Raw genomic sequence first — 25,963 nt, forward strand, 5'->3', positions numbered from 1 at the left:
GAACAGGAGATCTCGGAGAATGGCGTTGAGCCCCGGCACCGTCATCGGCGGCTACCTCATCCAGAGCGTGCTCGGCGCGGGCGGGATGGGGACGGTCTACCTGGCCAAACACCCGAGCCTGCCGCGCATGGACGCGCTCAAGGTGCTGAGCCCACACCTGAGCGCGGACGCCGAGTTCCGTGGCCGCTTCGAACGCGAGGCGAATCTCGCTGCCGGACTGGACCACCCGAATATCGTGTCGGTCTACAACCGCGGCGAGGAGAACGGCCAGCTGTGGATCGCCATGCAGTACGTCCGGGGCACCGACGCCGCGGCCGTACTCGCCCGCCAACCGGCCACCATGACCCCGATGCGGGCGCTGCGCATCGTCACCGAGGTAGGTAAGGGGCTGGATTACGCGCATCGCAAAGGTCTGCTGCACCGGGACGTGAAGCCCGCCAATTTCCTGCTCTCCGAAGGTGAGGAGGAGGAGCGGGTGCTGCTCACGGACTTCGGCGTCGCCAAGTCCTCCGAGGACGCGACCGAACTGACCCAGACCGGCAGCTTCGTCGCCACCATCGCCTACGCCGCGCCGGAGCAGCTGTCCGGCGAGCGACTGGACCATCGTGCCGACGTCTACAGTCTGGCGTGCTCGTTCTACAAGCTGCTGACCGGCCAAAACCCTTATCCCGCAACGCAACCCGCGATGGTGATGATGGGACATCTGCATCAGCCACCGCCGCGGGCCACGGCGGTGAACCCGGCACTCCCGTCGGCGATCGATGTGGTGTTCCAGCGAGCGCTCGCCAAGAATCCGGCCGATCGCTTCAACTCCTGCCGCGAGTTCACCGACGCCGCCACCGGGGCACTCGTGCGCGGCGTGGCGCCCACCGCGGAACCGACGTGGCCGCGCTACGGGCTGGCCCCGGAGTCCGGGTCCGCCACGGCCTTTCACCCGCGTGCCACCGAGGCGAGTCTCGCGGCGCTCACCCCCGCGAAACCGAGGCGACGCCGGTTCGCCCTACTCGCGGCCGCGGCCGTGGTGGTGGCCGTGGTCGCGGGCGGCGGCATCTGGATGTGGCGCGGGAGCGGTTCGCCGGAGACGCCGAACACGACCACGACGGCGCTCGCACCACTCGATCAGGCGCGCAAGGACAATCCCGCCTTCGCCGGGACGACGATCACCGCGGTCGACCTGACAGGCGCGGACGCGTACAACAACAACTCGGTCAAGGTCTATCTGAATCCCTCGGACCAGACCACATTCCTCAAGCACCTGGGATTCAACTACAACACCTCATACGCGCGAAACGGCGACGAGCCCTCGCCGAGGGAGATCGGCAAGAACGACAGATTCGACTTCTCCCACACCGTCTCCACCGGCTATATGCTGTTGATCCGCAGTGACGCCAACGCGGGCAACGGCGGCTTCTCCGGGTTGCCCTCGGATATCTCCAACAGCCGGGCGACGATCATCGTGGTCGACGACCCGGCCACGGTGGACGCCTTCCGCAACTGGAACGCGGACTCCGAGAAGGCCATGCTCGACAAGCTGGTGCCGCTGCTGCATTCGCGCGTCAAATAGCGAAAATCGGTCGGCCGCAACCCGATTCGGGTTACGGCCGACCGACCGGAACCGATGATCAGCCCATCAGCATCTTGGCGGCCAGGATGTCCGTATCCTGCATGCCCGCACCCGAATCGACGGTCTTGGTACCGAGCTGGGCCAGCGTCATCATGAGTTCGTCCGACTGCTGACGCCAGTTGCCCTGCACGTGGCTGAAGGCCTCGGAGGCCTCGCTTCCCGTCCAGTGCGAGGTGACGAAGTCGCGGAACTTCTTTTCCATATCCTCCAGCGCGGAGGTGATGTTCATGGCCTCGGCCTTCAGGCCGGTACCCGCGTCGTTGATCGCGCCGAAGTCGTATGAGATTTCACCGAAGTCAGACATTGATATTCCTCCGAAGTTCGAAAGTGACCGGAACGGTCAGGACATGTTGAGCGTGCCGCCGACCTTGTTCAGGTTGTCGAGGTTCTCCCGCTCGATCTGCGCGTACTGCTCACCGACGTTCTTCAGGTTGTCGGCGTTGGTCATCAGCGCGTCGTTCATCTTGTTCGCGGCCGTGAGGAAGTGCTCGAACGTGGACTGGAACGCGGTACCGGCGGCGCCCTGAAAGGTCCCGCCCTGCAACGTGTTCGCGTGTCCGGAGGACTTCTTGATCATCTCCGCGATGTCGTGGTGCTTCTGCTGCATCTCCTGGACGAACCGCTCCAACTCCGCGGCTTCGGCATGGAATGGCATGTGGTGACTCCTTCGAATCGCTCACCGCGGGATGCGGTGGGCAAGTGGTCGAGTTCTTCTGATCCTTGGACGCATGGGTCGCGTCTCTGGTTCCCTCCGTCGTATTCCGGTCACCCCTGACCGCGAACGAAGGGCTCGCATGACCTCCGGGCATGCGGTACGGATGTCGTGTCACGTCCCCCTCTCACATGTCGATAGCCGATCGACTTGGTCTAGAGCGTGCCATCTCCCTCGGAAAACCGCCAGCGTGTTCATGGTGCGGCGGTCCATGCCGTCTGGACGAGGTGGTTGCCCGAGCGTGTCACAAAAGTTCCACGGCCGGGCGGCATTTCGCTGGGTCGGACGGTGCTGAGCAGCATGCCCTCGTCTCGGTTGCCGCTCATGATCAGGCCCGCGGTGCCGACGTCCTTCATCCGGGAGATCAGGGGTTCGTACATCGCGCGCGAGGCGCCGCCCGAGCGGCGGGCGATGATGAGGTGGAAGCCGATGTCCTTGGCCTGGGCCAGATATTCGGTGAGCACCGACAGGGGGTTGCCCTGCGAGGTGACGACCAGATCGTAATCGTCGACGATGACGTAGATCTCGGGGCCGGACCACCAGGACCGATCGCGCAGCTGCTGCTGGGTCACGTCCGGGCCGGGCAGACGCTGGCGCAGGATCGCGACCAGCTCGCCCATCATCGTCTCGAGCATCTGGGCCGACGGCGCGTAGCCGGCGACGTGCCTGCCCTCGACCACGCCGAGCAGGGTGCGCCGGTAGTCGCCGATGATCAGTTTCGCGTTGTCGGCGGTGTTCTGCTCGACGATGCCGCGAATCACGGTGCGCAACAGGTTCGTCTTGCCGCATTCGCTGTCGCCGAACACGAGGAAATGCGGTTGCTCGACCAGATTGAGGAACACCGGCGCGAGTTCGGCCTCGTTGATGCCGATCGGGATCTGGAGGTTCTTCACCCGCGGATCGAGGCCGTTGGGCCAGCCGCCGAGGAAGTGCAGCAGCTGTTCGCGCGGCAACTGCTCGGGCAGCATGCGCACCGCGGGCGCGCGGCGGCCCGGGGTGGTGCGCGCGATCGCCTCGACCGCTTGGGCCACACCGGAACTCAGCGAGTTCGGATCGGAGTTGCCGTCGACCCGCGGCAGTGCCGTGAGCATGTGCAGGGTCTCGGGCGTCATACCGCGACCGGGTCGGCCGATCGGCACCAGCGAGGCGTTCTTGCGGCCCAGATCGGAATCCATCGGATCGCCGAGCCGCAGCTCGATGCGGGTGCCGATCTGATCCTTCATCGCGGGCCGGGCGTCGGCCCAGCGGCTCAGCGAAAGCACCAGGTGCACACCGTAGGACAGGCCCTGCACGGCCAGCGCCTGGATGGCGGGCTCGAGGGTGTCGAAATCCTGCCGGATGCTGAGGAATCCGTCGATCACCAGGAACACGTCGCCGAACGGATCCTCGTGCACGCCCGCCGCGGCCGGACTGCTCGCCGGATCGCTCGCGCGCAGGCGGCGGAACTCGACCATCGACTCGATCCCCAGCTGCCGGAACCGCATCTCGCGCTGCCGCAGCACCGAGGTGATCTCCTGGACCGTGCGACTCACCTTGTCGCGGTCCAACCGACCGGCCACCGAACCCACGTGCGGCAACCCCTCCAGGCTGCCGAGCGTGCCGCCGCCGAAGTCCAGGCAGTAGAACTGCACCTGCTCGGCGGTGTGGGTCATCGACATCGCCATGATCAGGCTGCGCAGCGCGGTCGACTTACCCGACTGCGGACCGCCGACGACCGCCACATTGCCGCGGCTGCCGGACAGGTCCACGACCAGCGGGTCGCGCCGCTGATCGAACGGCCGGTCCACGATGCCGATCGGCGCGGACAGGGTGGCGACGAGATTGTGCTCACCGGTGAGGACCGACCGCGGGATGAGCTGGTCCAGCGTCGACGGCTCGTCCAGCGGCGGCAGCCAGATCTCGTGCGCGGGACGGCCGTGGCCCCGAATCCGCGAGACCAGCATCTCCAGATTGGAGGTCTTCTCGCCGTCGTCCGCGGCCTCGGTGATCACGATCTGATCCGGCACCGGAATGCGGTCGCTGGGCCGGAACGGCACCTGGTTGGCGGTGAAACTACGTGCGTTGATATCGATCTCGCCCCCGGCGATGCCCGCCTGGGTGACCTCGCGCTGCGAACCGCCGCCGATGTAGGGGCCGGACACATAGGCCGCCTGGAAGCGCACGATCTCCCCGGCGTCGGTCTTGAGATATCCGCCGCCGGGATTGTTGGGCAGGTTGTAGGCGTCGGGCACGCCCAGCACCTGACGAGATTCGTTGGCGGAGAACGTCTTCAGGCCGATGCGGTAGGACAGATGCGTTTCCAGCCCCTTGAGCCTGCCCTCCTCCAACCGCTGCGAGGCCAGCAGCAGATGCACGTGCAGCGACCGGCCCAGGCGGCCGATCATCACGAACAGGTCGGCGAAGTCGGGGTGCTGGGCGAGCAGTTCGGAGAACTCGTCGAGCACCACGAACAGCGCGGGCAGCGGGTCGAGATCCGCGCCGGCGGCCCGCGCCTCCTCGTATTCGGAGACGTTCTTGAAGTTGCCGAATTTACGCAGCATGTCCTGGCGGCGATTCATCTCGCCGCGCAGGGCGTCGGCCATACGGTCGACGAGGTCGGCCTCCTCCTCGAGGTTGGTGATGACCGCCGCGACGTGCGGCACCCCCTCGAGCCCCAGGAAGGTCGCACCACCCTTGAAGTCGACCAGCACCAGATTCAGCTGATCCGGCGAATGCGTCGCCAACAGCGAGAGCACCAGGGTCCGAAGGAATTCCGACTTACCGGAACCCGTCGCGCCGATGCACAGGCCGTGCGGGCCCATACCGCCCTCGGCGGCCTCCTTGATGTCCAGATACACCGGCAATCCGTCGGTGCCGACGCCGAACGGCACCCGCAACCGATCGCGGCCGTAGCACGGCTTCCAGGCGTTCTCCGGATTGAACGTGCCGATATCGCCCAGGCCCATCAGCTGCGCCCACGACGAGATGACCTCGGCCTCCTCGGCCGTCGCGGTGTCGCCCCCGCGTTGCAGCGCCACCCGGAACGGCGCGAGCCGCCGGGCCACCTGTTCGGCCTGCCGCGCGCTGATCCGATCGATCAGCGCGAACCGTTCCATGTTCCCGGTGGCGCCGCGGCCGACGCACTCACCGTTCTCGACCACCATCTGAATCCCGCGCGAAACCGCCAGGCGCGGAGCGTAATTGCACAGATCGATGATCGTGACGCCCTCGTACCCGGATTCGCGCAGATGGTCCTCCTCGGCCTCGAGCAGGCCGCCGTCGACCACGATGACGATGTGCACCAGATTCTGGTTCGCGGGCTGGTTCCGCGAATACCGAACGCGGTTGTGCAGCAACGGGTTCAGCCCCGCGGCCAGGGCGCGCACCGAACCGTAGACCATGCGCTGGGCGCCGACGCCGTCCTGCGCCTCCGGATGCTGGTTGTGCGGCAGCCATTTGGTCCACTCCCACTCGCGCGAGGTGTCCGCGCCGCAGACCACCGCGACCAGCACCTGGTCGGGGGCCTGGAACATGCACAGCTGCAACAACATCGCCCGGGTCATGTCCCGGGCCTGGGTCCGGTCGCCGTTGAGCTGGATGGTGGCGAACCCCTTGACCGCGATGGCGGTGGGCAGATCCGGCACCGTGGAATGGGTGCGCACGAAGCGCCGCAACGACACCGCCGCGATCGGCTCGAGCTCCTCGACCGGCCCGGTCTCGGGCGCGACCAGCCGGGTCGCCAAACGCTGCCCGCCCAAACCGATTCGGGCGTGGCAGAAGTCCTTGTCGCCGGGGCGGCGCTCCCACATGCGGCTGGTGCCCGCGAGCATCCAGATCAGGCCGGGCTCGGGATGACTCCACTCGACGGCCGCGCGCTGCTGGGCGGCGGTCTCGTCGACATCCTTGCGCACCTGGTCGAGGTAGCGCAGGTAGTCCTTGCGATCCTCGTTGGCCTCGGCCGCCTTCTGACCCTTCCCGCCCTGACCGGCGAACATGCCGACCATCGAGAAGATCATCATCATCGGGAACATCATCGACATCGGATTCGACGCGATACCACCGCCGCGGGTGAACATCAGCGCCATCATCCCGACCATGCCCACCACCATGACGACGGGCATGAGCTTGCCGAACAGGCTGCCGGGTACCGCGCGGGGGATCTCGGGAGGCGGCTGCAGCGTCACCTCACCGCCCGGAGAGCGCGGAACCTCCCGGCGTTGGCGGCGCTGGAACCGGACTGTGCTCATCGACTGAAGTTCCCCCTTCGGCGACTGTACTGCGGCCTCAGTGTAGAGGGCGCCGCCGACATGTCGTACAGTTCGGGCAGCATTCTGCACGGACGGACCGCGCCTCCGCAAACCGGTGCGCTTGCGGAAACACGAGGTAGAGACGAGGTTGGGGGAAGCGTGACGCACGCGCGACTGGATCACATCGAGGAAGATGCGAGCCGCGGCATCGTCCGCGCGCCGGACCTGGCCCGCGTCACCATTCTCGCCAAACACACGCAGGTCGATATGGCCATTCCGGTGGATGTGCCCGTCGCACTTGTCATTCCGAGCGTCGTCGACATGGTCGCCCAGCACAGTCGCACCAACGAATTCGACAACACCGGCGAACAATTCGAACCCGCGGAATGGGTGCTCGCGCGGATCGGTCAACCGCCCTTTTCCAATTCGCTGAGTCTCGGCGAACACGGTGTGCGCGACGGCGAGTTGCTGATGTTGGAAAGCGCCGACCATGTCGCGCCCACACCGCTTTTCGACGACATCATGTACAACGTCGCGATCGCCGACACCGACCATTTCCGATCGTGGTCGCCGACGATCGCGCGCGTCACCGGTTCGGTGATCGCGGTGGCGACGATGCTCGTCGGCTGCACCGGACTGCTGGCCGCACCCGACGCGCTGCCCGGCTGGATTCCCGGTTCGGTGGCGGCGGTCATCACGATTCTGCTGGTCGTCGCGGGCACCGTGCTCAGCCGCATGTACGGCGACAAGGCGACGGCCCTGGTGCTGGGCGGCTGCGCGCTGCCGACCGCGTTCACCGCGGGCATGTTGATCGTGCCCGACCATTACGGCTGGGCGAATCTGCTGCTCGGCTGGGTGCTGGTGGGCGCGACCGCGGTGCTCGCGTGGCGGGTCAGCGGCGTGGGTCTGGCGTTGTTCATCGGCGTTACCACGTTGTCGGTCTTCGCGATTCCGGCGAGCCTGGTGGGTCTGCTCACCGCGCAGCCGAACAAGGCCATCGGCGCGGTCGCGGCGGCGGTGGCCCTCGGCGCGCTCTCGCTCGCGCCGCGGGTGTCGATGCTGCTGGCCAAGCTGCCGCTGCCCCCGGTGCCCGCCCCCGGCACCCCCATCGATCCGACCGAGGACGATCCCGACGACCATCGCGCGCTGCCGTCGATGGAGGCGCTGCGCGCGAAATCCGAACGCGCCCGGATGTATCTGGCCGGTCTGGTCGCCGCCACCACCCTCGTCACGGCGGTCGGCGCCCTCGCCGCCACCGACCCCAGGGCCGCCGACCCCTACTGGCCCGGCATCGCCCTGGCCCTGGTGTGCGCGACCGTGCTCATGTTCCGCAGCCGCACCTACGCCGGAGCCGAACAGGCCGTCGTCCTGATCGCCGGAGGCGCGGCGATCCTGCTGCTCATGATGATCGGCGCCGCCGTCACCCTCGACCAGCCCCTCGCCGTCTTCGGCGCCGCGATGGTCATGCTGGTCGGCGCCCTCGTCCTCGGCATCATCGTCCCCAACCAACAGGCCACACCCCCGATGCGCCGCGCGGTCGAACTTTTGGAGTACGGCTTCGTGGCCGCCGTTGTGCCGCTGGTGTTCTGGGTGGCGGAACTGTACGCGATCGTGCGCGCGCTCTAGGTCCGCGATGACTGTGCCCGTCTTCGCTCAACGCGTCGCGCGTCTCGTCCTGGCGTGCTCGATCGCCGGTCTGTCCGCGACGATCGGCGCGCCCGGCGCGTCGGCGGTCGGTCCGCCGCCTATCAATCCCGGTGCGCTGCCGCCGGACGGAAACCCGGCCCCGCTCAATCCCACCGAGCCCGCCGGAAACCCGTGCACGGACACGCGGACCGTCGAATCCCCGGCCCACCCACCGGCACAGCAATTTCTCGGGATCTCCGACGCCTGGCAGTTCAGTCGTGGCGAGGGGCAGACGGTCGCCGTCATCGATACCGGCGTCGCCCGGCATCCCCGGTTACCGAATCTGTCGGGACGCGGCGACTATGTGGCCGCCGGGGACGGAACCGAGGACTGCGATGTCCACGGCACCATCGTCGCGGGCCTGATCGGCGCTCAACCGTCGGATCGAGACGGCTTCTCGGGGGTGGCGCCGGACGCGCAGATCATCTCCATTCGCCAAACCTCCACGCTCTACCGGGAAAAGGGCACCCAGCCCGATCCGAACGATCCGAAGAACGGCGGTGGCGTCGGAACCACCAAAACGCTCGCGGCGGCGATCCGGCACGCGGCCGACGCCGGTGCGCGGATCATCAATATCAGTCTCGTCGCGTGCACGTCGCCGAGCATCAACGACGATCAGCTGGGTGCCGCCGTGCAGTACGCGGCCGAGGTGAAGGACGTCGTGATCGTCGCCGCGGCGGGCAACGCGGATCCCCAGGCCGCGGGCGGAAACCAACAGTGCCAAGGCAATTCGGGCGTCGACCCGATCCACCCGAACGCCGACCCGTGGAGCAATCTCACGGTGGCCGTCACCCCCGCGTGGTACGACAAGTACGTCCTGTCGGTCGGTTCGGTGAACCTCAACGGCCAACCCTCCCAATTCACCGTCCCGGGTCCCTGGGTGGGAGTGGCCGCGCCCGGTGAGGAGATCATCTCTCTCGATCCGCGCGGCGGGGGCCTGGCCCGTGCCACCATAGGCCGGAACGGCGACAATCCGTTGCGCGGCACCAGCTTCGCCGTACCCTACGTCTCGGGGGTGGCCGCCCTGGTCCGCGCACGCTTCCCCGAACTGTCCGCCGCGGACGTGATCAGGCGCATCGAGGCTACGGCCCATCGGCCGCCGGACGGCTGGAACGCCTGGGAGGGTTTCGGCATCGTCGATCCGGTCGCGGCGCTGACCCACGCGGTCGATCCGAATCTCGTGCTGGAGAAGAAGCCGAGCAGCATCACCGGCCGCTCCGTACAACTCCCCGTCCCCCCGAACCCACCCCCACCGGACAGCACCTCCCGCGACGTCGCCCTGATCGGCACCGCGGTCATCGCCGTGCTCGGTGTGCTCGGCTATCTGGCCTCGTTCCCGATCCGCCGCAGGCTGGGCGTGCGCGACGACCTGTGAGCCGGAAACGACCGTGGCCCGTCTCGCGACGGGCCACAAGCGTTTTCGGCGTTCGCGGCTAGGCGTTGCTCCGCACGAACAGCCCCCAGGATTTCGTCTCCACCCACTCGTACGGCTCGCAGTAGTAGGTCAGGCCGGGGGCGGTGGAATCGGCGTGATCGCGGCGGTATTCCGCGTTCTTCTGGGCCGCGGCCTGGTCGCAGGCCTGCGGGGTGCCGTATTTGGCGATGGGGGCCGCGGACGCGACGCCCGCGTTGGCGGCGCAGATCCCCCCGATGACGGCGGCCGACGCGGCGAACGTGGCCAGGGCCGAGATCCTCTTGCTCATGCACACTCCTTGTTCGGTGGCGGGCCCGGATCGGCTCGAAAAGCCTTGGCCCGTCACTTGTTTGGACGCGCGGGCGGATCGTTCGGTTCCGTCGAATTCTCGGCGGCGGCGCGCCGGGCCTCGTCGTCGATCTCCTCGAGGCGCAGCCGGACCGAGCGGATCGCGGTGGCGTGGTCGGCGGCGATCTTCTCCATGCGTTCGGCCCAGTTCATCGCTGAATCGTCTCGTAGTGGAATTCGTCGGGGTCCATGGCGAGGGCGCTCGTGGTGTAGTTGACCTTGGAGCGGTGTTCGGTCTCGTCGTCGTCGGAGACCGACGCGAGGGACGGGCCGATGACCGGACCGTTCGAGGGTGTCGGGGCGGTACCCGGATGCGCTGGCGTCTCCACCGGCGGCGCGGAATGGGTCGAGATCACCGGCTGGGCCGGATTCGACTGCGCTGGTGCGGAATTCGTCGGCGGGTTCTGCTGCCCGGACTTGTCGGTCGGCGGGTTCTCGACGGGTTTCGCGGTGGCATCGGTGCCGGTCTCGCGGCCCGTATCGATGTTCTGTCCGGGCGTGGCGGGTTCGGTGGTGTCGGCGGGATTCGCGTGATGCTCGACGATCTTGTCGATGCGCTCCGCGGCGTCGACGCCCTCCTTCACCAGACCGGTGATGCCGTCGCTCCCGACGATATCCTTGAACGCCTCGCCGAACCCCTTGGCGGCGTTGCCGAAACTCTCGGCGGTGGCTCCGACCGCTTTGAGGGGATCGCCCAGGTGGGTGAGGATGTCGGGCACATTGCCCGTGATCTGACTCGCCGCGGTGATGACATTGGTGATGTCGCCGGGCCGCCACACCCCCTGCTGACCCATATCGCCGGTGACCGTGGTGGTCAGCGTGCTCGCCGTACCCGTCGGGGTGCTCGGCGTGGCGGGCTCCGTCGGGGTGACGGGCGTGGCCGGGGTGCCGGGCGTGACCGGGGTGTTCGGCGCGGGAGTCTGCCCCTCTCCGGCGCTCGACGTCTTCGAACCCTGGTCCGGCGCACCGGAACCCGTCTTGTCCCCGGTCGCCGCGTCCGCCGGAGCCGCCGTGGTCGCGGCCACGGGCGTCGCCGCCACCGGATCTCCGCTGAGCCGCTGCCCGCTGTACAACGCGTCCGCCGCGTTCGTCCCGAGATCCGTTGTGGCGGAGGGGGTTCCGTCCGGCGAACGGTACACCTCCGACCCGACGCTCTCCAACGCCCCCGCCAGCTGCTCGTACAACCCGCCCACCGCGGTGTGCGTGGCGTCGTTGAGCCCCACATAGGCGCTCACCGTGTTGTCGACGGCGGGCACGAAGACCGTGTTCATCCATTGCCCGCAGAACGCTTGCGGGTCACCGGAAACGAACTCCGGCAGCACCTGCCGCACCAGTTCGGCCCGCGCGTCGTCGTCGGTGGCGGTGCCGAAATTCCCGCGCGCGTAGGCCGCGATGCTCGCGACCTGCTCGCCCGACTTGCCCGCGACCGTCTTGGTGGTCAGGTCGGTGCGCACGGCATCGGCCTTGGTGCGCACGATCTCCTCCAGCGTGTCGGCCGCGGTCGAGACGGCCTGGGCCACCACACCGAGGGTCTCGTGATCCTGCCCGATCTGATTCCCGACCCGCCGCACGTATTGCGCCGCGTTGTCCGCGGCGGCCGAATCGGTCCAGCGGGCGGGCAATTCCGCGAAACGGGACTGCTGCGTTCCGACGTGATCGCCGACGGATTCGGTGAGAATTCCGCTGAGCACACCCGCGAACGCGCGCAGCGGTTCGACGTCCATTCCGCGCTGCTGGTCGTACCGGGCGAGGAGGGCGTTCTCGTCGAGTCCGGCGGGATCGCGGCCCGTCCAGTCGCGATAGCGCGGCACGTAGTCGGTGAAGAACCGCAGCCCCGCGCGCCCGGTCTCCAGGATCTTGTCGACGCCGGTCGCGGCGCCCTGCTCGCCGGTCACACCCGCACCTCGCCGCTCGGGCCCAGTTCGGCGGCCGAGTCCCGATCGGTCGCGGTGTGCGCGCTCACGACCGTGCCGAGCACGCCGCCGGTGTCGTTGACGCAGTTGGCCCACGCGAACAGGCGTTGCGACACCCCCGCCAGGGCCTGCGCCACCCGGGCGCCCTGAGCCGTGTAGTCCCGGCCCGCGTGGGTCGGGTCGAATCCCTGTGCGGCCGTGGCCACCCGGCGTGCGGCGTCGTTGACCGCCTGTGCCGACCTCGTCAGATCACCGGCGATGCCCTGCATCGCCGGGACGTCCATCCGCATGGGCCCTCCCCCGTTCGCGCGCCGAACCATGGATTTCGAATTCGAAAATCCCACAGGGAGGTTTCCTTGTCAAGGCATGAGATTCGTTCGGCGCGAATAGAATTCGGGCAAAGTGATTCGCATCACAACACGGAACGAAATGCGAGTGCGCTGCGTCCAAAGCGATAAGCGTCGAATTCGAGCATTTCCGCCGACCGGGCTCTAATCGAATCGCCAGCGCGTCGCACCACCCGGTTCGACCGTCTGCAATGCCGTCGCGCCGCGCACGGTGATGCGGAAGACGTGCCACGGCGGCGGTCCGGCCGAGGGCGCGCTGAATTCGGCGGTCAGTGCCTGCCCCGACTCGTCGACGCGGCACGGCCAGCCCTCCCCCGCCCACCGCCGCGCCAGCTCCGCGACCCGGTCCGGATCGGTGACGCGCTCGGCCACACCGTCCACCACCACGTCGTATTCGTGCGTGGACAGGCTGACCGCGCAGCGCGGATCGCGAAGCACATTGCGCGCCTTGCGGGTTCGCTCGCCGGTCTCGAAGTAGAACGCGCCGTCGACCCACAGCATCCCGAGCGCGGTCAGATGCGGGCTGCCGTCCGGGTTGATCGTGCTCAGCCAGCAGGTGTGCCGATCGGGGCCGCCCGCGCCCGGTGCCTGCGGGAAGCCGCGCTCCAGCCGGGCGGTGACGTCGGACCAGGTCAGCGGCGGCAGCTCGTACAGATCGGCGAGGTTCTTCGTCTCCATATGCCAATGGACGCGTAAAGGATCGGAAATTCATCGCTCGACACGCCGCGCGCGGACGGAAATCGGCGCAGAATTTCTACCGTCGTGGCCGCGAGCGGAGGCGAACCGATGTCAACTGCACCAACCCGGCGACTCGACGCCGATCAGCGCAATGCCTTCATCGCCGCGCAACTCGGCTGGACCATGGACGCCTTCGACTTCTTCCTCGTGGTGTTCGTCTACGCCGACATCGCGAAGAGCTTCCACATGGCCAAGGCCGACGTCGCCTTCATCACCACCGCCACCCTGATCATGCGTCCGGTCGGGGCGCTGCTGTTCGGGCTGTGGGCCGACCGGATCGGGCGGCGCATCCCGCTCATGGTCGACGTGGCGTTCTACGCGGTCGTCGGATTCGCCTGCGCCTTCGCCCCGAACTTCACGGTGCTGCTCCTGCTGCGGCTGCTCTACGGGATCGGTATGGGCGGCGAATGGGGGCTCGGGGCGGCGCTGGCGATGGAGAAGATCCCCGTCGAGCGGCGCGGCTTCTTCTCCGGCCTGCTACAGGAGGGCTATTCCTTCGGCTACCTGCTGGCCTCGCTCGCGTCGCTGCTGGTGATGAACTGGCTGGGCCTGTCGTGGCGGTGGCTGTTCGCGCTGTCGATCATTCCCGCGCTGATCATCCTGATCATCCGCACCCGGGTCGGCGAATCGGAGGTGTGGGAGAAGTCCCGGGAGCGAATGCGGGTGACGCGCACAAGCTTTCGCGACATCCTCACCAGCCCGCTGGTCGTGCGGCGGTTCGTCTACCTGGTGCTGCTCATGACCGCCTTCAACTGGATGAGCCACGGCACCCAGGACGTCTACCCGACCTTCCTGTCCGCCACCGAGCACGGCGGCGCGGGACTGTCCACGGCGACGGCGAAGTGGATCGCGGTCGTCTACAACATCGGCGCGATCATCGGCGGCCTCGTCTTCGGCACCCTGTCCCAGCGCTACGGCCGCCGCTACACCATCGTGTTCTGCGCGCTGCTCGGCCTGCCGATCGTGCCGCTGTTCGCCTATTCGCGGGCCGCGGCCCTGCTGTGCCTGGGCTCGTTCCTCATGCAGGTGATGGTGCAGGGCGCGTGGGGCGTCATCCCGGCGCATCTGACCGAGATGTCGCCCGACGCAATCCGCGGCTTCTATCCCGGCGTCACCTATCAACTGGGCAATCTGCTCGCCTCACTGAACCTGCCGATCCAGGAACGGCTCGCCACCAGCCACGGCTATCCGTTCGCGCTGGCCGCCACCATCGTCCCGGTGCTGCTCGTCGTCGCGACGCTCACGCTGATCGGCAAGGAGGCCAAGGGAATTCGATTCGGCACCGGCGAAAGCTCGTTGCCGCGCGGCGATTCCGGCTGATCAGTTCTGCGGGGTCTGCGAATCCTTGGGCTTCACCAGCTGTTTGGCCGGATTCGCGTCCGGGGCCACACCGTCGTGGGCGACCATCGCCTCCTCCCGCCCCAGCGCGGGACCGGGCGCGAGCAGACCGACGATCGGGTACGGCGCGGGTTCGGGTTTGGCGTGGTCGGAATCCATGCCGAGCGCCTTGGCCGCCTCGCCGTCCTTGATGCCGTAGCGCACGCCGGTGTCGGAGACGAAGAACATGGCGTCCTTGCGCTGGCTGTCCGGTTCGATGCCGGTGGTCTGCACGAACGCTCCCGAACCGGGCGTCTTGTAGAAGGCGCTCACGCCCTGACCGGCGTCGGCCTGGGCGAGCCGAACCGGTTGCGCCCCATCGGGAATCGGCAGCGAACGCCCGGTGACCACGGACAGTTCGGCGCGCTTGCTGCCGTCGGACTTGTCGGCGGCGCCGGACAACGGCCGCCACGACAGGCAGTCCACCGGCTGATCCTTGGCGGCGACGATGGTCGGCGCGGTGTCCGGATAGTGCTCCACCCGAAGGGTGTTGATGTGCGGCGGGCCGCCCTGGGAGGTCTCGTACTGGCCGACCTCCTGATTCGGGCTCGACGACGGATTCGAGTACCGGATGATGTCGGCGGTCAGCGGCGAGATCTGTTGGATGCCATCGCGCAGCAGCACGAAGTACTCGTCCTTGGTGGCCACGTGCACGACGTCGCCGATGCGGTGATCGCCGAGGGTGTAGCGGGCCGGGAGGCCGCCCGGATCGTCGATGGTCGGCGGTTTGATCTCGAGGACCTCCGGGACCGCGTTGAGCAGGCCCTCGCTGATCGGGCGCGGGGTGATGCCGCGGATCTTCAGGGCGTCGAGGACCGCGGCGTCCTTGAGGTTCACCCGGGCCCGCTTGTTGTCGTAGATGAGATACGCGGCGTCGCGGCCCTGCACGAGCAGCCCGGCGCCGCGGCCCATCACCGACGCCTTGTCGCCGAGCGAAAGATCGCCCGCCACAACGGTTGTGGTGACCGAATTACTGCCGTCGTTCTTCAACTCGTCGCAGATGGTCCAGGCGCGGCCCTTACCGCTGGTGTCGAAGTTCATCGAGGCGGGCGCGCCGGGAATGCCGATCAGCGCGCCGAGCGGCTTCTTGGACAGCTCGGATTCCTTGATGGACACCGGTTTCGCCGGATCCCCGGTCGCCAGGCGCGCCGAGGCCAGGTTCAGCGCCGGATGCACCACGCCGTCGACGACCGCGTACACCGCGCCGGACTCCTTGCCGACCAGGATCTTGTTGTCGCCGATGGCGCCCTGCGGGCGCAGCAGCGCCAGCACCCCGCAGCCCGCGAGCACCAGCACACCCAGCACGATCCCCGCGGTGTAGGCGCGCGATTGGGAGCGCATCGGGTCGTGCAGCATGCGCACGTCCCGCCGGACCAGGGCATGCTCCATCCGACGGACCAGGAAGCGGTAGCCGCTGATCTGCCATCGGGTGGTGGGTTTTGAAGGCATGTGTCCTCCCCCGAACAGTGCTCGCGTTCGCCTGACACAGTACAGTTCACCAGGACCGAAGTTCAGCTCGGCCGCCGAATCACAGGCCGACACGGGGTACTTGGGGGACGACGACGATGGCCGCATCAGGAGGGCCCGGCAACCGGCCGCTGTTCGGGCGGATCTCGCTGCCCAATCTACTGGCGGCGCAGCTGCTGGGGCTCGTCGTCGCGCTGATCGTGCTCGCCGTGGGCCTGCCGTGGTGGTACGCGCTGGGCGCCGCGCTCGTGGCGGGGCTGCTGCTGGTGATCCCGCTGGGTAAGCGGACCGTCGCGGACTGGCTCGCCACCTGCTGGCGGTTCTCCTCGCGCGGGGGCTACGAGATCGGCGACACCGTGGATTTCCGTGGGCCGGACGGTCGTTCGCTCGGTCTGTACTGGGAGGGCAGCCGGGTCGTGGCCGTGGTCGAGGTGCTGCCGCCGCGCGGCGGGCTGACCCGGATCGATCGCAGCACCGTGCACGCCTCGCATCTGCTGCCGCTGCCCGAACTCGCGCAATGCCTGACCCAGCACGACATCCTGCTCAGCGGCATCGACATCATCAGCCACGGGCACCGCAGCCGGTCCGGGACGCCCGCCGGGCCGATCTACGAATCGCTGCTGGGCCCGTTGCCCGCGACCGCGCATCGCACGGTGTGGCTGGCGATCGCGTTCGACATGCTGGCCTGTCCGGACGCGGCGGATCGGCGCGGCGGCGGCACCGAGGGCGCGTCGCGCGCGGTCACCATCGCCACCCAGCGCATCGTGCGGGCGTTGGAGGACGCCGACTGCGCCTCGCGCATTCTGACCGCGCCCGAAATGCGCACGGCCGTCTATCAGATCACCGCGGGCAACGCTCCGCGCACGATCAAGCACAAGTGGCGCTACGCGGAACTCGGCAACAGCGTGAACATCGGCGCCGCAATCGATCCCGCGCAGTTGGACTCCGAACTGCTGGCCCAGCTGTGGGTCGCGCCGTCGCGCGGCACGACCGTCGGCGTGCGGCTGCGGCCCGGCCGGACCCCGGGTACGGTGCGCGTGGGCGCGGCCTGGCGGCTGACCGCGCGCGAATTGCCCGAGAAGACCAAGCGCAAGCACATGGTCTCGATGAACGGCCGGCACCGCGAGGGCCTGCTCGCCCACTTCCCGCTGGCCTCCCCGTCTGTGGAGAACGTGATGCCGTTGGCGGAGTATCCGATCGAGATCATCGACGCCCTGCGGCTGCCGTCCTCCGGCTGTGGTCAGCTGATCGGCTCCGACGACGAGGGCAACGGCGTCGCGATCCGCCTTGTCGGCCAAGGCATTTCGACCGTCTACGTGGCGGGCGAACTCTATCTGGCCCAGCAACTGGTCTTCCGCGCCCTCGCCGTGGGCGAGCGCATCCTCATCCGCACCGACCGCCCCCAGGCCTGGGACCAACTCGTCACCACCATCGGCAACCCCCAACGCCTCGCCATCGCCGTCGAAACCCACCAGAGCGACGCCGATTTCACCGCCGCCGTGGTCGACGGCGTCCTCGCTCCCCCACCCCACGCGGGCGTAACCACCATCTACGTCTCCGGCGACCCCATGGGCTGGCCCGCCCAACGCCCCGACCTCGCCATCCACCAACCCGGCGCGATCGGCAACCACGTAGTCCTCCGCACCGGCACCGCCCAGGTAGACCTCAACCTGGTCTCCATCCCCCGAGAAACCACCTACATAGGCCACCCCCGAGGCCGCCGAGCCCTGGCCCACCAATAACCCCACCCCCACCAGCCCCCTCAGCAAGCCCCCAGCCCGGTCAGGTGGGGTAGGGGTCGGTGGTTCGGGCGGTGCGGAGGTGGGTTGCCCACCAGGCGAGTTGGGTGAGGAGGCGGGTGGCGGCGTCGGTGGCGGCGGGGTCGTGGGGGGTGCCGTGGGCGTCGAATTTGCGTTTGGCCTCGTGGAAGCTGACGGATTCGCGGGTGGAGACCATGTGGATCTCGGCTACCACCTGGCGGAGTTGTTCGATGGCGCGCAGGCCGCCGGAGAGGCCGCCGTAGCCGACGAAACCTATCGGCTTGGCGCGCCATTCGTGTTTGGCGGAGTCCAGGGCGGTCTTCAGGGACGCGGGGTAGCCGTGGTTGTACTCGGAGGTGACGGCGACGAAGGCGTCGGCCGCGGCGAGGCGCTCGCGGAACGCGTCGCTTTCGGGCGTGGCGGTCAGATCGATCGGCAGGGGGGTGTGCAGCAGATCGATGACGCCGACGTCGAAGCGCGGATCCGCGCGGGCGACGCCCACGAACCAGTCGGCGACCACGGGCGCGAACCGTTGGGGCCGCACGCTGGCGACGATGACCTCGAGCCGCAGCGGATTGTCCATGGAGCGAGCCTAATCGGGCCGGGGCGCGTCGGATTCACGCCGGGGCGCCGCGTACTCGGCCAACCCCTCGGCCGGAGCGATCCGCGCACTGAAACCCAAAGCGGCGCGAGCTCTTTCGGGATGCGCGACGATATGCCGCACATCGGTGAGCCGGTACTGTCCGCTCACCACCGGCTCCCGCCCGCCGCACGCGCGCGCCATGAGCGAGGCCGCCCGCCACAGCGTGATCGGATGACCGGACGCGATGTTCAACGGAACGAATCCGGGCAGCGCCCGCTCCACCGCGAGCACCGTCGCCGCCGCCGCGTCGCGCACGTGCAGGAAATCCCGGACCTGCCCACCGTCCTCGAACACGAAAGGCGCCCGCCCGGAACGCAATTCGTCCCAGAACCGGGCGATCACCCCGGAATCGGCCGCCCCGACCGACTCCCCGTACACATGGTGGAACCGCAACACCGTCACCCCCGCCCCGGTCCCCATCCCCCACGCCAGCGCGTAATGCTCCTGCGCGGCTCTGCTTGCCGCCCAGGCGGTTCGCGGCCGCAGCGCGGCGTCCTCGGTGATCGGCTCCCAGGTCAGAATCTCCCCGGTCCGCGGCGCCCGATGATCGAACATCCCCCGATCCAGATCCGCCCGCCGCCGCACCCCGGGAAAGTACGGCCCACCGCGCGTCCCGCGATACCGCCCCTCCCCGTACACCGCCACCGACGACGCCAGCACCAACCGGCGCACCCCGGCCCGCTCCATGGCCGCCAGCAAGACGGCTGTACCGACATCGTCGCGCTCGGCGAATACGGGAGCGTCCTGGATATCGGTCCGCCGCGGATCCCGTTGTCCCCGTGGCGTTTCGGCAGTCGGTCGCGTGGTCGGCTCGGTCCCCCGCTCGCCGTCGGACTCCTCGTCCCCGCCGGGCTCGGCCCGCACGACCGGCACCGTGGCGTCGAAATGACACACCACCTCGACCCCGCGCAGCACCGGATCCAGCGCCCGCCGATCCCGCACGTCGACCACCGCGACATCCTCCGGCCCGGCCACCGCGTCGATCGCGACGACATCGTGACCGGCGGCCCGCAGCGCCCGACGCGCCTGCGCACCGACGAACCCGGCCGCGCCGGTCACCAACACCCGCATCGCATCAGGGTAGGTCGAACGGCAGCGCCACTCCGGCGTGAACGCGGCAACGCTCACACGTCTCGGTCCCCTCGATCGCCGCGATCGACCCCCGCACCAACGTCTTGAACGGCACCAGATTCCGCTCGAACTCCGCGAACACCGCCGCGGCGCTGACGCCCTCGCCCGATTCCAGCCCGGCGTCGAGATCGGTCACCAGAGCGATTGCCGCGTAACACATCTCGAGTTCCCGGGCGAGCACCGACTCCGGGTACCCGGTCATGTTCACCAGCTCCCACCCCTGCGCGGCGAACCAGCGGCTCTCCGCGCGGGTGGAGAACCGCGGCCCCTCCACCACGACCATGGTCCCGCTCGGCTTCATCGGCAGTTCCTCGACGGCCGACGCGATCGCGGCCCCGCGCAGTTCGTCGCAGTAGGGATCGGCGAAGGACACGTGGATGCCGCCGTTGTCGAAGTAGGTCGCCCCGCGGCCCGAGGTACGGTCCACCAACTGATCGGGTACGGCCACGGTGCCCGGCCCCCAGTCGGCGCGCAGGCTGCCGACCGCGCAGGGCGCGAGGATTCGGCGGACGCCGATCGACCGCAGCGCCCACATATTGGCCCGGTAGGGCACGGTGTGCGGGGAGTACTCGTGCTTGCGCCCGTGCCGTGGCAGGAAGGCGACCTGGCGGCCGTCGACATCGCCGACGGTGATCGGGGCGCTCGGGGAACCGTAGGGAGTTTCGATGTCCAGGGTGGTCGCGTCGTCGCCGAAGAAATCGTAGAAGCCGCTGCCACCGATGATGGCCAGCGCGGGCCGGGGAACCGAGGTCATGCCCGAATTCTCGCCTACCATCGTTTCCCCGGGCCAATCGGCGCAGGCCAACCCTGACATCGCGCCCCGACTGCTGTACCCTAGGGGGGTATTTGGCAGAGCGGACGGCAGGAGCACCCGTGACCGAGGACCACACCATCACGGCGGACCAGTCCGGCCACGACCACGCCGGCCACGGCTACATCACCGCCAAGGACGACTACCTCAAGCGCCTGCGCCGCATCGAGGGTCAGGCCCGCGGCCTGCAGCGCATGGTCGAGGAGGAGAAGTACTGCATCGACATCCTCACCCAGGTGTCGGCCATGACCAAGGCGCTACAGGCCGTCGCGATGGGCCTGCTCGAGGACCACATCAGCCACTGCGTCGTCGACGCCGCCGTCCAGGGCGGCCCCGAGGCGGAGGCCAAGATCAAGGAGGCCACCGAGGCGATCGCCCGCCTGGTGCGCTCCTGATCCGTCAGACCCGTTCGGCGAGAACCGGAGCCAGCGCGCGCAGGGTCGGCAGGAACTCCTGCGACGCGACCTGGACCGCGATCTGATCCGCGCCCGCGGACAGATGGGCGACCAGACCCTGGGCCACCTCGTCGGCGTTGCCGTGCAGGGCGAGGGCATCGATCAGGCGATCGCTGCCGGGAGGGGTGACGTCCTCGTCACTGAAGCCGAGACGCTTCAGGTTCGAGACGTAGTTGCGCAGATTCAGATAGAACTCGACGCGCGGGCGCGCGGTCTGCCGGGCGCGGACCGGATCCTCGTCGAGGACCACCTTGTGCTCGGCGACCAGCAGCTTGTCGGGGCCGAGGATCTCGCGGGCGCGGCGGGTGTGTTCGGCGGTCGCCAGATACGGCAGGGCGCCGGCGCTGCGATCGCGGGCCAGTTCCAGCACGCGCGGGCCGAGGGCGGCGACGGCCCGGCGTTCGACGGGCACACCGGCCTCGTCGAGCGCGTCGAGGTAATCCGCCAGGGCGTCGTAGGGCTTGCGGAACTCGCTGGTGTGCTCGGGATGACCGACGCCGACACCGAGGATGAACCGGCCCGGGAACCGCTGCTCGATGCGATGGAAGGATTCCGCGACCTCCTTCGCGGGCGCGGACCAGATATTGACGATGCTGGTGCCGACGAGGATGTTCTCGCTCGCCTCGAGCAGCGGATCCACCTCCGCCAGCGCCGCGGCGGGCGAGCCGCCCAACCACAACGCCGTGTATCCGAGTTCCTCCAGCTCACGCACGCCCTCCGCGGTGAACGCCGAGGAGTGTGCCCACACGCCGTACTTTCCGAGACCCTGAATCGTCATGTTCGGTCCGAACCCCGGTGTGCCGGTGCCTATTCCGACACGCGCAGGATCTGGCACTCTCGAGACGAGAGTGCTAAATTGGGTATCGGAAAAGCTCACGGCGACCGCCGCCGGGGTGGTCGCCACCACGAATCTGGAGGTGATTTCCAGTGCTGAGGTTCGATCCGTTCCACGACATCGATACCGTCGCCCGCCAGCTCCTCGGCGAGTCCGCAGGCTCAGCACGCGCGCCGCGCTTCATGCCGATGGACCTGTTCAAGACGGGCGACCACTACGTCCTGAACGCCGACCTGCCGGGCGTGGACCCGGGTTCGGTCGAGGTCAGCGTCGACAACGGCACCCTCACCCTCAAGGCCCAGCGCAGCCTGCCCAGCGACCAGAACGTCCAGTGGGTCGCCTCGGAACGCTTCGCGGGCACCTACATGCGCCAGCTGTCCCTCGGCGAGGGCATCGACACCGAGAACATCTCGGCCACCTACAACGACGGCGTCCTCTCCGTCACCCTCCCCATCGCCGAGAAGGCCAAGCCGCGCCGCATCGAGATCAGCGGAATGAACCAGGGCCCCAGGACGATCGAGGCCAGCTCGCATCAGAGCTGAATCCCCGCAACCCGATTCGAAGGAGGTGGTGGCCACCCGGTGATGACCTCGACAACAGAAGTAATGACCGTGCAATGATCAACCGGGGCCGCGTATTTCACGCGGCCCCCTCGTCCCGTCAACTCCAGATACGCTGCATCTCCGAATGCGCCTCCAGCGGTTCCGGACGCACCTCACCGTCCTCGATCCGAGGGTCGAAGACCGCGCAGGACAGGGCAAGACGACCATTTTCAGAATGGATTTTTCGAGTTGAACGAGCCATCGGAAGTCGCCCGCGCGCTGTTGTCCGATTACCGCAAGGCCGGAGGCGCTGGCCAGAAGTTGTCCGATATCGCGCATTTCCATCGTCAGCCCAAGTCCGCCGTCCCCGTCCTCGCCGAGTGGCTCGACGACCTCGAGGCTCGGTGGGGGAACACGAACGTCGAGGAACGAGAACTGGCGAGGCTCATGCTGGTTCGAGCGCTCGGTAGCCCGTCCTCGCGCAGGACGACGGCGATCCCGGCGCTCATCGGCCAGTTCGATCATTCGAAGAAGTTGAGTGACAAAGTCCTGTGGGCCGTGGGCAACTCGCTCTACACCATCCCCGCCGACGACGCCTACTTCGATGATCTGGTGCGCATCGCACTCGATCGAACGTGGGGCATCAACCGCCAAATGATCGTCAACGGGCTCGGCCGATCACAGCGCAAGGACGAGGCCGCCTCGGTCGCGTTGAGCCTCCTCGACGACGAGACAGTCCAAGGCCACGCCCTGGAAGCACTCGCTCAGCTCCGCACCCAGGGCATCCGCGACCGCATCGAACCCTTCACCAAATCCAAGAACCGCTGGCATCGCCGCACCGCCACCCGAATCCTCAACCACCTCGTCGACAACTGACCTAGCCCGGATGCACATGCGGCGGAAGCGGTTTCGCAAGCATGGGCAATGCGCGCGGGCGCAAACGTCGTAAGAATGGATTTCTCGAGTTGAGCGAGCAGTCGGAAGTCGCCCGCAAGCTGATGTACGAGTACCGGTTGTCGGGCGGGTCGGGTCAGGAATTGTCCTGGCTCACGCAGCAGCACCGACAACCCGAAAAGGCGATACCCGTCCTCGTCGACTGGCTCGACCACCTCGAGGAGAGATGGGAGAACGAGGACGTCGAGGAGCGGGAGCTGGCAAGGATCCTGCTTATCGAAGCACTCGGCACGCCGTCCTCACGAGAAACGGCCGCGATTCCGGCGCTCATCGCTCAATTCGACCACTCGAAGGGCCTGAGCGTAAACACCCTTTGGGCAGCGGGTAACTCGCTCTACAGAATCCCAGCCGACGACACGTACTTCGACCAATTGGTAGGAATCGCGCTCGACCCCAGCTGGGGTTCGGGCCGCGAAATGGTCGTCGATTGGCTCGGCCGGTCCCAACGCAAGGACGAAGCGGCCGAAGCCGCCCTCAGCCTTCTCGACGACGAGACAGTCCAAGGCCACGCCCTGGAAGCGCTCGCTCAGCTCCGCACCCAAGGCATCCGCGACGTCATCGAACCCTTCACCAAATCCAAGAACCGCTGGCACCGCCGCACCGCCACCCGAATCCTCAACCACCTCGTGGAGGACTGACCTACCCCGGATGAGCGTGCACCGGAGCCGGTTTCGGGAGCGTGGGCAGCGCACGCAGCCGCGCGCGCAGGACCACATCCGTCACCTCGTACGGGATATCGTCCTCCTCCGGCTGCGGCGGTTCGATGCCCAGCTCGATGACCTCGCGGTCGTGGGATTCCCGGACATCCAGGGCCGATTCGACCAGCCAGCGGAATTCCTCGGGCGCCATGGGAGATTCGGACGCCGACTCCTCCTCGTTGGTCATGCGCCGGGCCTCGGCCAGCGCCTCGGCGCTGACGAAGGGCGCGAGATCGTTGGCCGAGCCACAGTCCGAATCGTCCACGAACAGCAGGAACCCGTCCGTGCGGCCCGCGCGATGGAAGCTCCCGTACAGGACCGCCCCCGCGCCGTCGTCCTCCGACCAGCGGAAGTACTCACCGGCGGTGGTCGGCTCGGCCAGCTCGTCCACCCAGGCGGGAGCCGAAACGCCCTGTGCCGCAAGATGTTCCGCCGCCTCGGTGGCGAGCCCCGCGATCGGGTCGTCGGTCAACGCGGCGACGCAGCGCAGGAAGGCCAGGCCGCCGGGGGCGGCGAAATTCTCCGCCTCGGCGATGAACAGGCGGGCGAAGGTCTCCGTGCCCTCGGGGCCGGTGCCGTAGCCGACGGCGAGCAGGGAGGCGGCGAGGTATTCGCCGTCCAGGGGATCGTCCACGCGCTCGAAGTCGGCGAGGGCGGCCACGACGTTGTCGAGCATCTCCCGGACCGCGGGGTGGTCGGGATCCAATTCCTCCCGCGGCTCCGCCCGCTCGGGCTCCCGCTTCTTGTTCTTGCGACCTCGGCTCACCGGACTCATGACAAGCGAGTCTGCCATCATGTGAGCCGCGATTCCCGTCGCCACGCGCCTCAATCGCCGCAGCAGCCCGAACCCGTCGGCGCGGTGCGCGTCTCCCGGGTCTGGGCGTTGCGCGCGGCGAGTTCGGCGTCGGGCGGATAGTCGACCCGGACCAGGCTCAGCCCGTGCGCGGGGGCCACGGTGACCGAGCTGGACCGCTCCCGCTCGTCGAGCAGCCTGGCCACCCACTCCGGCGTCCGGCGGCCCTCCCCCACGGCCAGGATCGCCCCGACCAGGCTGCGCACCATCGACCAGCAGAAGGCGTCCGCGCTGACGTGCGCGGTCAGCAGGACACCGTCGCGCTCCCAGTCGAACCGTTGCAGTTCCCGTACCGTGGTCGCGCCCTCGCGCCGACGACAGAACGCCGCGAAATCGTGCAGCCCCAACAACTTTCGCGACGCCGACCGCATCGCGTCGAGATCCACCTCGGTCCGGCACGGCACCACACTGCGCGCCCGTAGCGGATCCGCACCGTAGGGCGCGGTGGTCAGCCGGTAGACGTAGTGGCGGCGGATCGCCGAGAAGCGGGCGTCGAAGTCGGGTGGCGCGAGGCGAATCCCGGTGACCCGCACGTCTTTCGGAAGGAATCGGGCCAGCCGGTGCAGCAGTCTCGGCCCGTCGATGTCCGCGGTCGCGTCGAAATGGGCCACCTGCCCCTCGGCGTGCACCCCCGCGTCGGTGCGTCCGGCGACGGTGAGCTGGATCGGTTCGCGCAGCACCGTACTCAGCGACTCCTCGAGCACGCCCTGCACGGTGCGCAGGCCGGGCTGACGGGCCCACCCGATGAAATCGGTTCCGTCGTAGGCGATGTCGAGCCGTACCCGAACCACAGCCAACCTCTCCGGTCGAGATACGAGCGAGCCCGCCGCCCCGGGGAGGGAACGACGGGCTCGCCCATCGAGTGCGAAGCGAACTACTCGCTCTTGTCCTCGGCTGCCTTCTCCTCGGCGGCCGGGGCCTCGGTCGCCTCGGCCTCGGTCGCCTCGGCGGCCGGAGCCTCGGCGGCGGGTGCCTCGGTCTTCTTCTGCGACGCGGCCACCCGGCGAGCGCGCTCGGCCTCGTTGGTCACGGTCTTCTCCCGGACCAGCTCGATGATGGCCATCGGCGCGTTGTCGCCCTTGCGGGGCACGGTCTTGATGATCCGGGTGTAGCCACCCTCGCGGCCCTCGAACGACGGTCCGATGTTGGCGAAGAGTTCGTGGACGACATCCTTGTTGCGGATCACCTTGAGCACCTCGCGGCGGTCGGCCAGCGTGCCGGCCTTGGCCTTGGTGACGAGCTTCTCGGCGTAGGGGCGCAGCGCCTTGGCCTTGGCCTCGGTGGTCGTGATCCGACCGTGCTCGAACAGCGCCGTCGCCAGATTGGCGAAGATCGCCTTCTGGTGCGACGCCGACCCGCCGAAGCGAGCACCCTTCTTGGGCTTGGGCATTGGTTGTTCTCCTTGGGGAAAGGCCAACGGGGCTGCGCC

General features: G+C 68.3%; 25 protein-coding genes. 9 read left to right on the plus strand and 16 right to left on the minus strand.

Annotated elements, in window-relative coordinates; translation table 11 throughout:
- Positions 1 to 19 precede the first annotated feature (19 nt).
- Positions 20 to 1,564: a serine/threonine-protein kinase gene (locus ACFYTQ_RS19875; protein ID WP_387362725.1), complete on the plus strand. Its 1,545-nt coding sequence runs from the start codon at positions 20 to 22 to the stop codon at positions 1,562 to 1,564.
- A 58-nt stretch (positions 1,565 to 1,622) separates the two neighbouring features.
- Here ACFYTQ_RS19875 and ACFYTQ_RS19880 read toward each other — a convergent pair whose 3' ends face one another.
- From ACFYTQ_RS19880 to eccCa, 3 genes are all read right to left on the minus strand, one after another.
- Positions 1,623 to 1,928: a WXG100 family type VII secretion target gene (locus ACFYTQ_RS19880; RefSeq protein ID WP_387362727.1), complete on the minus strand. Its 306-nt coding sequence runs from the start codon at positions 1,926 to 1,928 to the stop codon at positions 1,623 to 1,625.
- Positions 1,929 to 1,964: 36 nt separating this feature from the next.
- The gene (locus ACFYTQ_RS19885) at positions 1,965 to 2,279 is read right to left on the minus strand and encodes a WXG100 family type VII secretion target (RefSeq protein WP_387362729.1); all 315 of its coding nucleotides are present in this window, start codon (positions 2,277 to 2,279) and stop codon (positions 1,965 to 1,967) included.
- A 251-nt stretch (positions 2,280 to 2,530) separates the two neighbouring features.
- Positions 2,531 to 6,562 (minus strand): type VII secretion protein EccCa, encoded by a 4,032-nt coding sequence (eccCa, locus tag ACFYTQ_RS19890; RefSeq protein ID WP_387362731.1) that lies wholly within the window; start codon positions 6,560 to 6,562, stop codon positions 2,531 to 2,533.
- A gap of 159 nt (positions 6,563 to 6,721) precedes the next feature.
- On the opposite strand from eccCa, the gene eccD reads away from it, so the two are divergent.
- Entirely contained in the window at positions 6,722 to 8,188 is a 1,467-nt protein-coding gene (eccD, locus tag ACFYTQ_RS19895; protein WP_387362733.1) for a type VII secretion integral membrane protein EccD, read from the plus strand.
- A 7-nt stretch (positions 8,189 to 8,195) separates the two neighbouring features.
- The gene (mycP, locus tag ACFYTQ_RS19900; RefSeq protein WP_387362735.1) at positions 8,196 to 9,623 is read left to right on the plus strand and encodes a type VII secretion-associated serine protease mycosin; all 1,428 of its coding nucleotides are present in this window, start codon (positions 8,196 to 8,198) and stop codon (positions 9,621 to 9,623) included.
- Positions 9,624 to 9,681: 58 nt separating this feature from the next.
- Here mycP and ACFYTQ_RS19905 read toward each other — a convergent pair whose 3' ends face one another.
- The 5 genes from ACFYTQ_RS19905 to ACFYTQ_RS19925 form a co-directional block, all read right to left on the minus strand.
- On the minus strand, positions 9,682 to 9,951 hold the full coding sequence (locus tag ACFYTQ_RS19905; RefSeq protein ID WP_387362737.1) for a hypothetical protein: 270 nt from the start codon (positions 9,949 to 9,951) through the stop codon (positions 9,682 to 9,684).
- A gap of 53 nt (positions 9,952 to 10,004) precedes the next feature.
- Positions 10,005 to 10,163, minus strand: a complete 159-nt coding sequence (locus ACFYTQ_RS19910; protein WP_387362739.1) for a hypothetical protein — start codon at positions 10,161 to 10,163, stop codon at positions 10,005 to 10,007.
- Positions 10,160 to 11,905, minus strand: a complete 1,746-nt coding sequence (locus ACFYTQ_RS19915; protein ID WP_387362740.1) for a hypothetical protein — start codon at positions 11,903 to 11,905, stop codon at positions 10,160 to 10,162. The genes ACFYTQ_RS19910 and ACFYTQ_RS19915 overlap by 4 nt, the downstream gene beginning before the upstream one ends.
- Positions 11,902 to 12,213: a hypothetical protein gene (locus ACFYTQ_RS19920; RefSeq protein ID WP_387362742.1), complete on the minus strand. Its 312-nt coding sequence runs from the start codon at positions 12,211 to 12,213 to the stop codon at positions 11,902 to 11,904. Before ACFYTQ_RS19920 ends, ACFYTQ_RS19915 begins: the two co-directional genes overlap by 4 nt.
- A gap of 201 nt (positions 12,214 to 12,414) precedes the next feature.
- Complete coding sequence (locus ACFYTQ_RS19925) at positions 12,415 to 12,948, minus strand: pyridoxamine 5'-phosphate oxidase family protein (RefSeq protein ID WP_387362744.1); 534 nt, start codon at positions 12,946 to 12,948, stop codon at positions 12,415 to 12,417.
- A 108-nt stretch (positions 12,949 to 13,056) separates the two neighbouring features.
- Here ACFYTQ_RS19925 and ACFYTQ_RS19930 point away from each other — a divergent pair, with 108 nt between their 5' ends.
- The gene (locus tag ACFYTQ_RS19930; RefSeq protein ID WP_387362746.1) at positions 13,057 to 14,328 is read left to right on the plus strand and encodes an MFS transporter; all 1,272 of its coding nucleotides are present in this window, start codon (positions 13,057 to 13,059) and stop codon (positions 14,326 to 14,328) included.
- On the opposite strand, the gene eccB is transcribed toward ACFYTQ_RS19930, so the two are convergent.
- A complete protein-coding gene (gene eccB / locus ACFYTQ_RS19935; protein WP_387362747.1) occupies positions 14,329 to 15,834 on the minus strand; it encodes a type VII secretion protein EccB in 1,506 nt (501 codons plus the stop codon). It lies immediately after the preceding gene.
- A gap of 116 nt (positions 15,835 to 15,950) precedes the next feature.
- On the opposite strand from eccB, the gene eccE reads away from it, so the two are divergent.
- A complete protein-coding gene (gene eccE / locus ACFYTQ_RS19940) occupies positions 15,951 to 17,594 on the plus strand; it encodes a type VII secretion protein EccE (RefSeq protein ID WP_387362749.1) in 1,644 nt (547 codons plus the stop codon).
- A gap of 40 nt (positions 17,595 to 17,634) precedes the next feature.
- Here eccE and ACFYTQ_RS19945 read toward each other — a convergent pair whose 3' ends face one another.
- Genes ACFYTQ_RS19945 through ACFYTQ_RS19955 form a run of 3 tightly spaced genes read right to left on the minus strand, consistent with a single transcriptional unit; the run spans position 17,635 to position 20,140 of the window.
- The gene (locus tag ACFYTQ_RS19945) at positions 17,635 to 18,195 is read right to left on the minus strand and encodes an NADPH-dependent FMN reductase (protein ID WP_387362751.1); all 561 of its coding nucleotides are present in this window, start codon (positions 18,193 to 18,195) and stop codon (positions 17,635 to 17,637) included.
- A gap of 9 nt (positions 18,196 to 18,204) precedes the next feature.
- Positions 18,205 to 19,326 carry an NAD-dependent epimerase/dehydratase family protein gene (locus ACFYTQ_RS19950; protein ID WP_387362752.1) on the minus strand — a complete coding sequence of 374 codons (1,122 nt, stop codon included), beginning with the start codon at positions 19,324 to 19,326 and terminating at the stop codon, positions 18,205 to 18,207.
- Positions 19,327 to 19,330: 4 nt separating this feature from the next.
- Entirely contained in the window at positions 19,331 to 20,140 is an 810-nt protein-coding gene (locus ACFYTQ_RS19955; RefSeq protein WP_387362754.1) for an S-methyl-5'-thioadenosine phosphorylase, read from the minus strand.
- Positions 20,141 to 20,259: 119 nt separating this feature from the next.
- Here ACFYTQ_RS19955 and ACFYTQ_RS19960 point away from each other — a divergent pair, with 119 nt between their 5' ends.
- Positions 20,260 to 20,592: a metal-sensitive transcriptional regulator gene (locus ACFYTQ_RS19960; RefSeq protein ID WP_387362756.1), complete on the plus strand. Its 333-nt coding sequence runs from the start codon at positions 20,260 to 20,262 to the stop codon at positions 20,590 to 20,592.
- A 4-nt stretch (positions 20,593 to 20,596) separates the two neighbouring features.
- Here the strand turns inward: ACFYTQ_RS19960 and ACFYTQ_RS19965 are convergent, their stop codons facing one another.
- Positions 20,597 to 21,430, minus strand: a complete 834-nt coding sequence (locus ACFYTQ_RS19965; RefSeq protein WP_387362758.1) for an LLM class F420-dependent oxidoreductase — start codon at positions 21,428 to 21,430, stop codon at positions 20,597 to 20,599.
- A gap of 149 nt (positions 21,431 to 21,579) precedes the next feature.
- On the opposite strand from ACFYTQ_RS19965, the gene ACFYTQ_RS19970 reads away from it, so the two are divergent.
- The 3 genes from ACFYTQ_RS19970 (at position 21,580) to ACFYTQ_RS19980 (ending at position 23,621) form a co-directional block, all read left to right on the plus strand.
- Complete coding sequence (locus tag ACFYTQ_RS19970) at positions 21,580 to 22,029, plus strand: Hsp20/alpha crystallin family protein (protein ID WP_387362760.1); 450 nt, start codon at positions 21,580 to 21,582, stop codon at positions 22,027 to 22,029.
- A 249-nt stretch (positions 22,030 to 22,278) separates the two neighbouring features.
- On the plus strand, positions 22,279 to 22,905 hold the full coding sequence (locus tag ACFYTQ_RS19975; protein ID WP_387362761.1) for a HEAT repeat domain-containing protein: 627 nt from the start codon (positions 22,279 to 22,281) through the stop codon (positions 22,903 to 22,905).
- A 41-nt stretch (positions 22,906 to 22,946) separates the two neighbouring features.
- Positions 22,947 to 23,621, plus strand: a complete 675-nt coding sequence (locus ACFYTQ_RS19980; protein WP_387362763.1) for a HEAT repeat domain-containing protein — start codon at positions 22,947 to 22,949, stop codon at positions 23,619 to 23,621.
- A gap of 1 nt (position 23,622) precedes the next feature.
- On the opposite strand, the gene ACFYTQ_RS19985 is transcribed toward ACFYTQ_RS19980, so the two are convergent.
- From ACFYTQ_RS19985 to rplQ, 3 genes are all read right to left on the minus strand, one after another.
- Complete coding sequence (locus tag ACFYTQ_RS19985; protein ID WP_387362765.1) at positions 23,623 to 24,456, minus strand: hypothetical protein; 834 nt, start codon at positions 24,454 to 24,456, stop codon at positions 23,623 to 23,625.
- Between the two features lie 50 nt (positions 24,457 to 24,506).
- Positions 24,507 to 25,331: a tRNA pseudouridine(38-40) synthase TruA gene (truA, locus tag ACFYTQ_RS19990; protein ID WP_387362766.1), complete on the minus strand. Its 825-nt coding sequence runs from the start codon at positions 25,329 to 25,331 to the stop codon at positions 24,507 to 24,509.
- Between the two features lie 77 nt (positions 25,332 to 25,408).
- Positions 25,409 to 25,924, minus strand: a complete 516-nt coding sequence (gene rplQ, locus ACFYTQ_RS19995) for a 50S ribosomal protein L17 (protein WP_387362768.1) — start codon at positions 25,922 to 25,924, stop codon at positions 25,409 to 25,411.
- Positions 25,925 to 25,963 lie beyond the last annotated feature (39 nt).

The organism is Nocardia sp. NPDC004068 (genome assembly GCF_042874315.1).
Lineage (GTDB): Bacteria > Actinomycetota > Actinomycetes > Mycobacteriales > Mycobacteriaceae > Nocardia.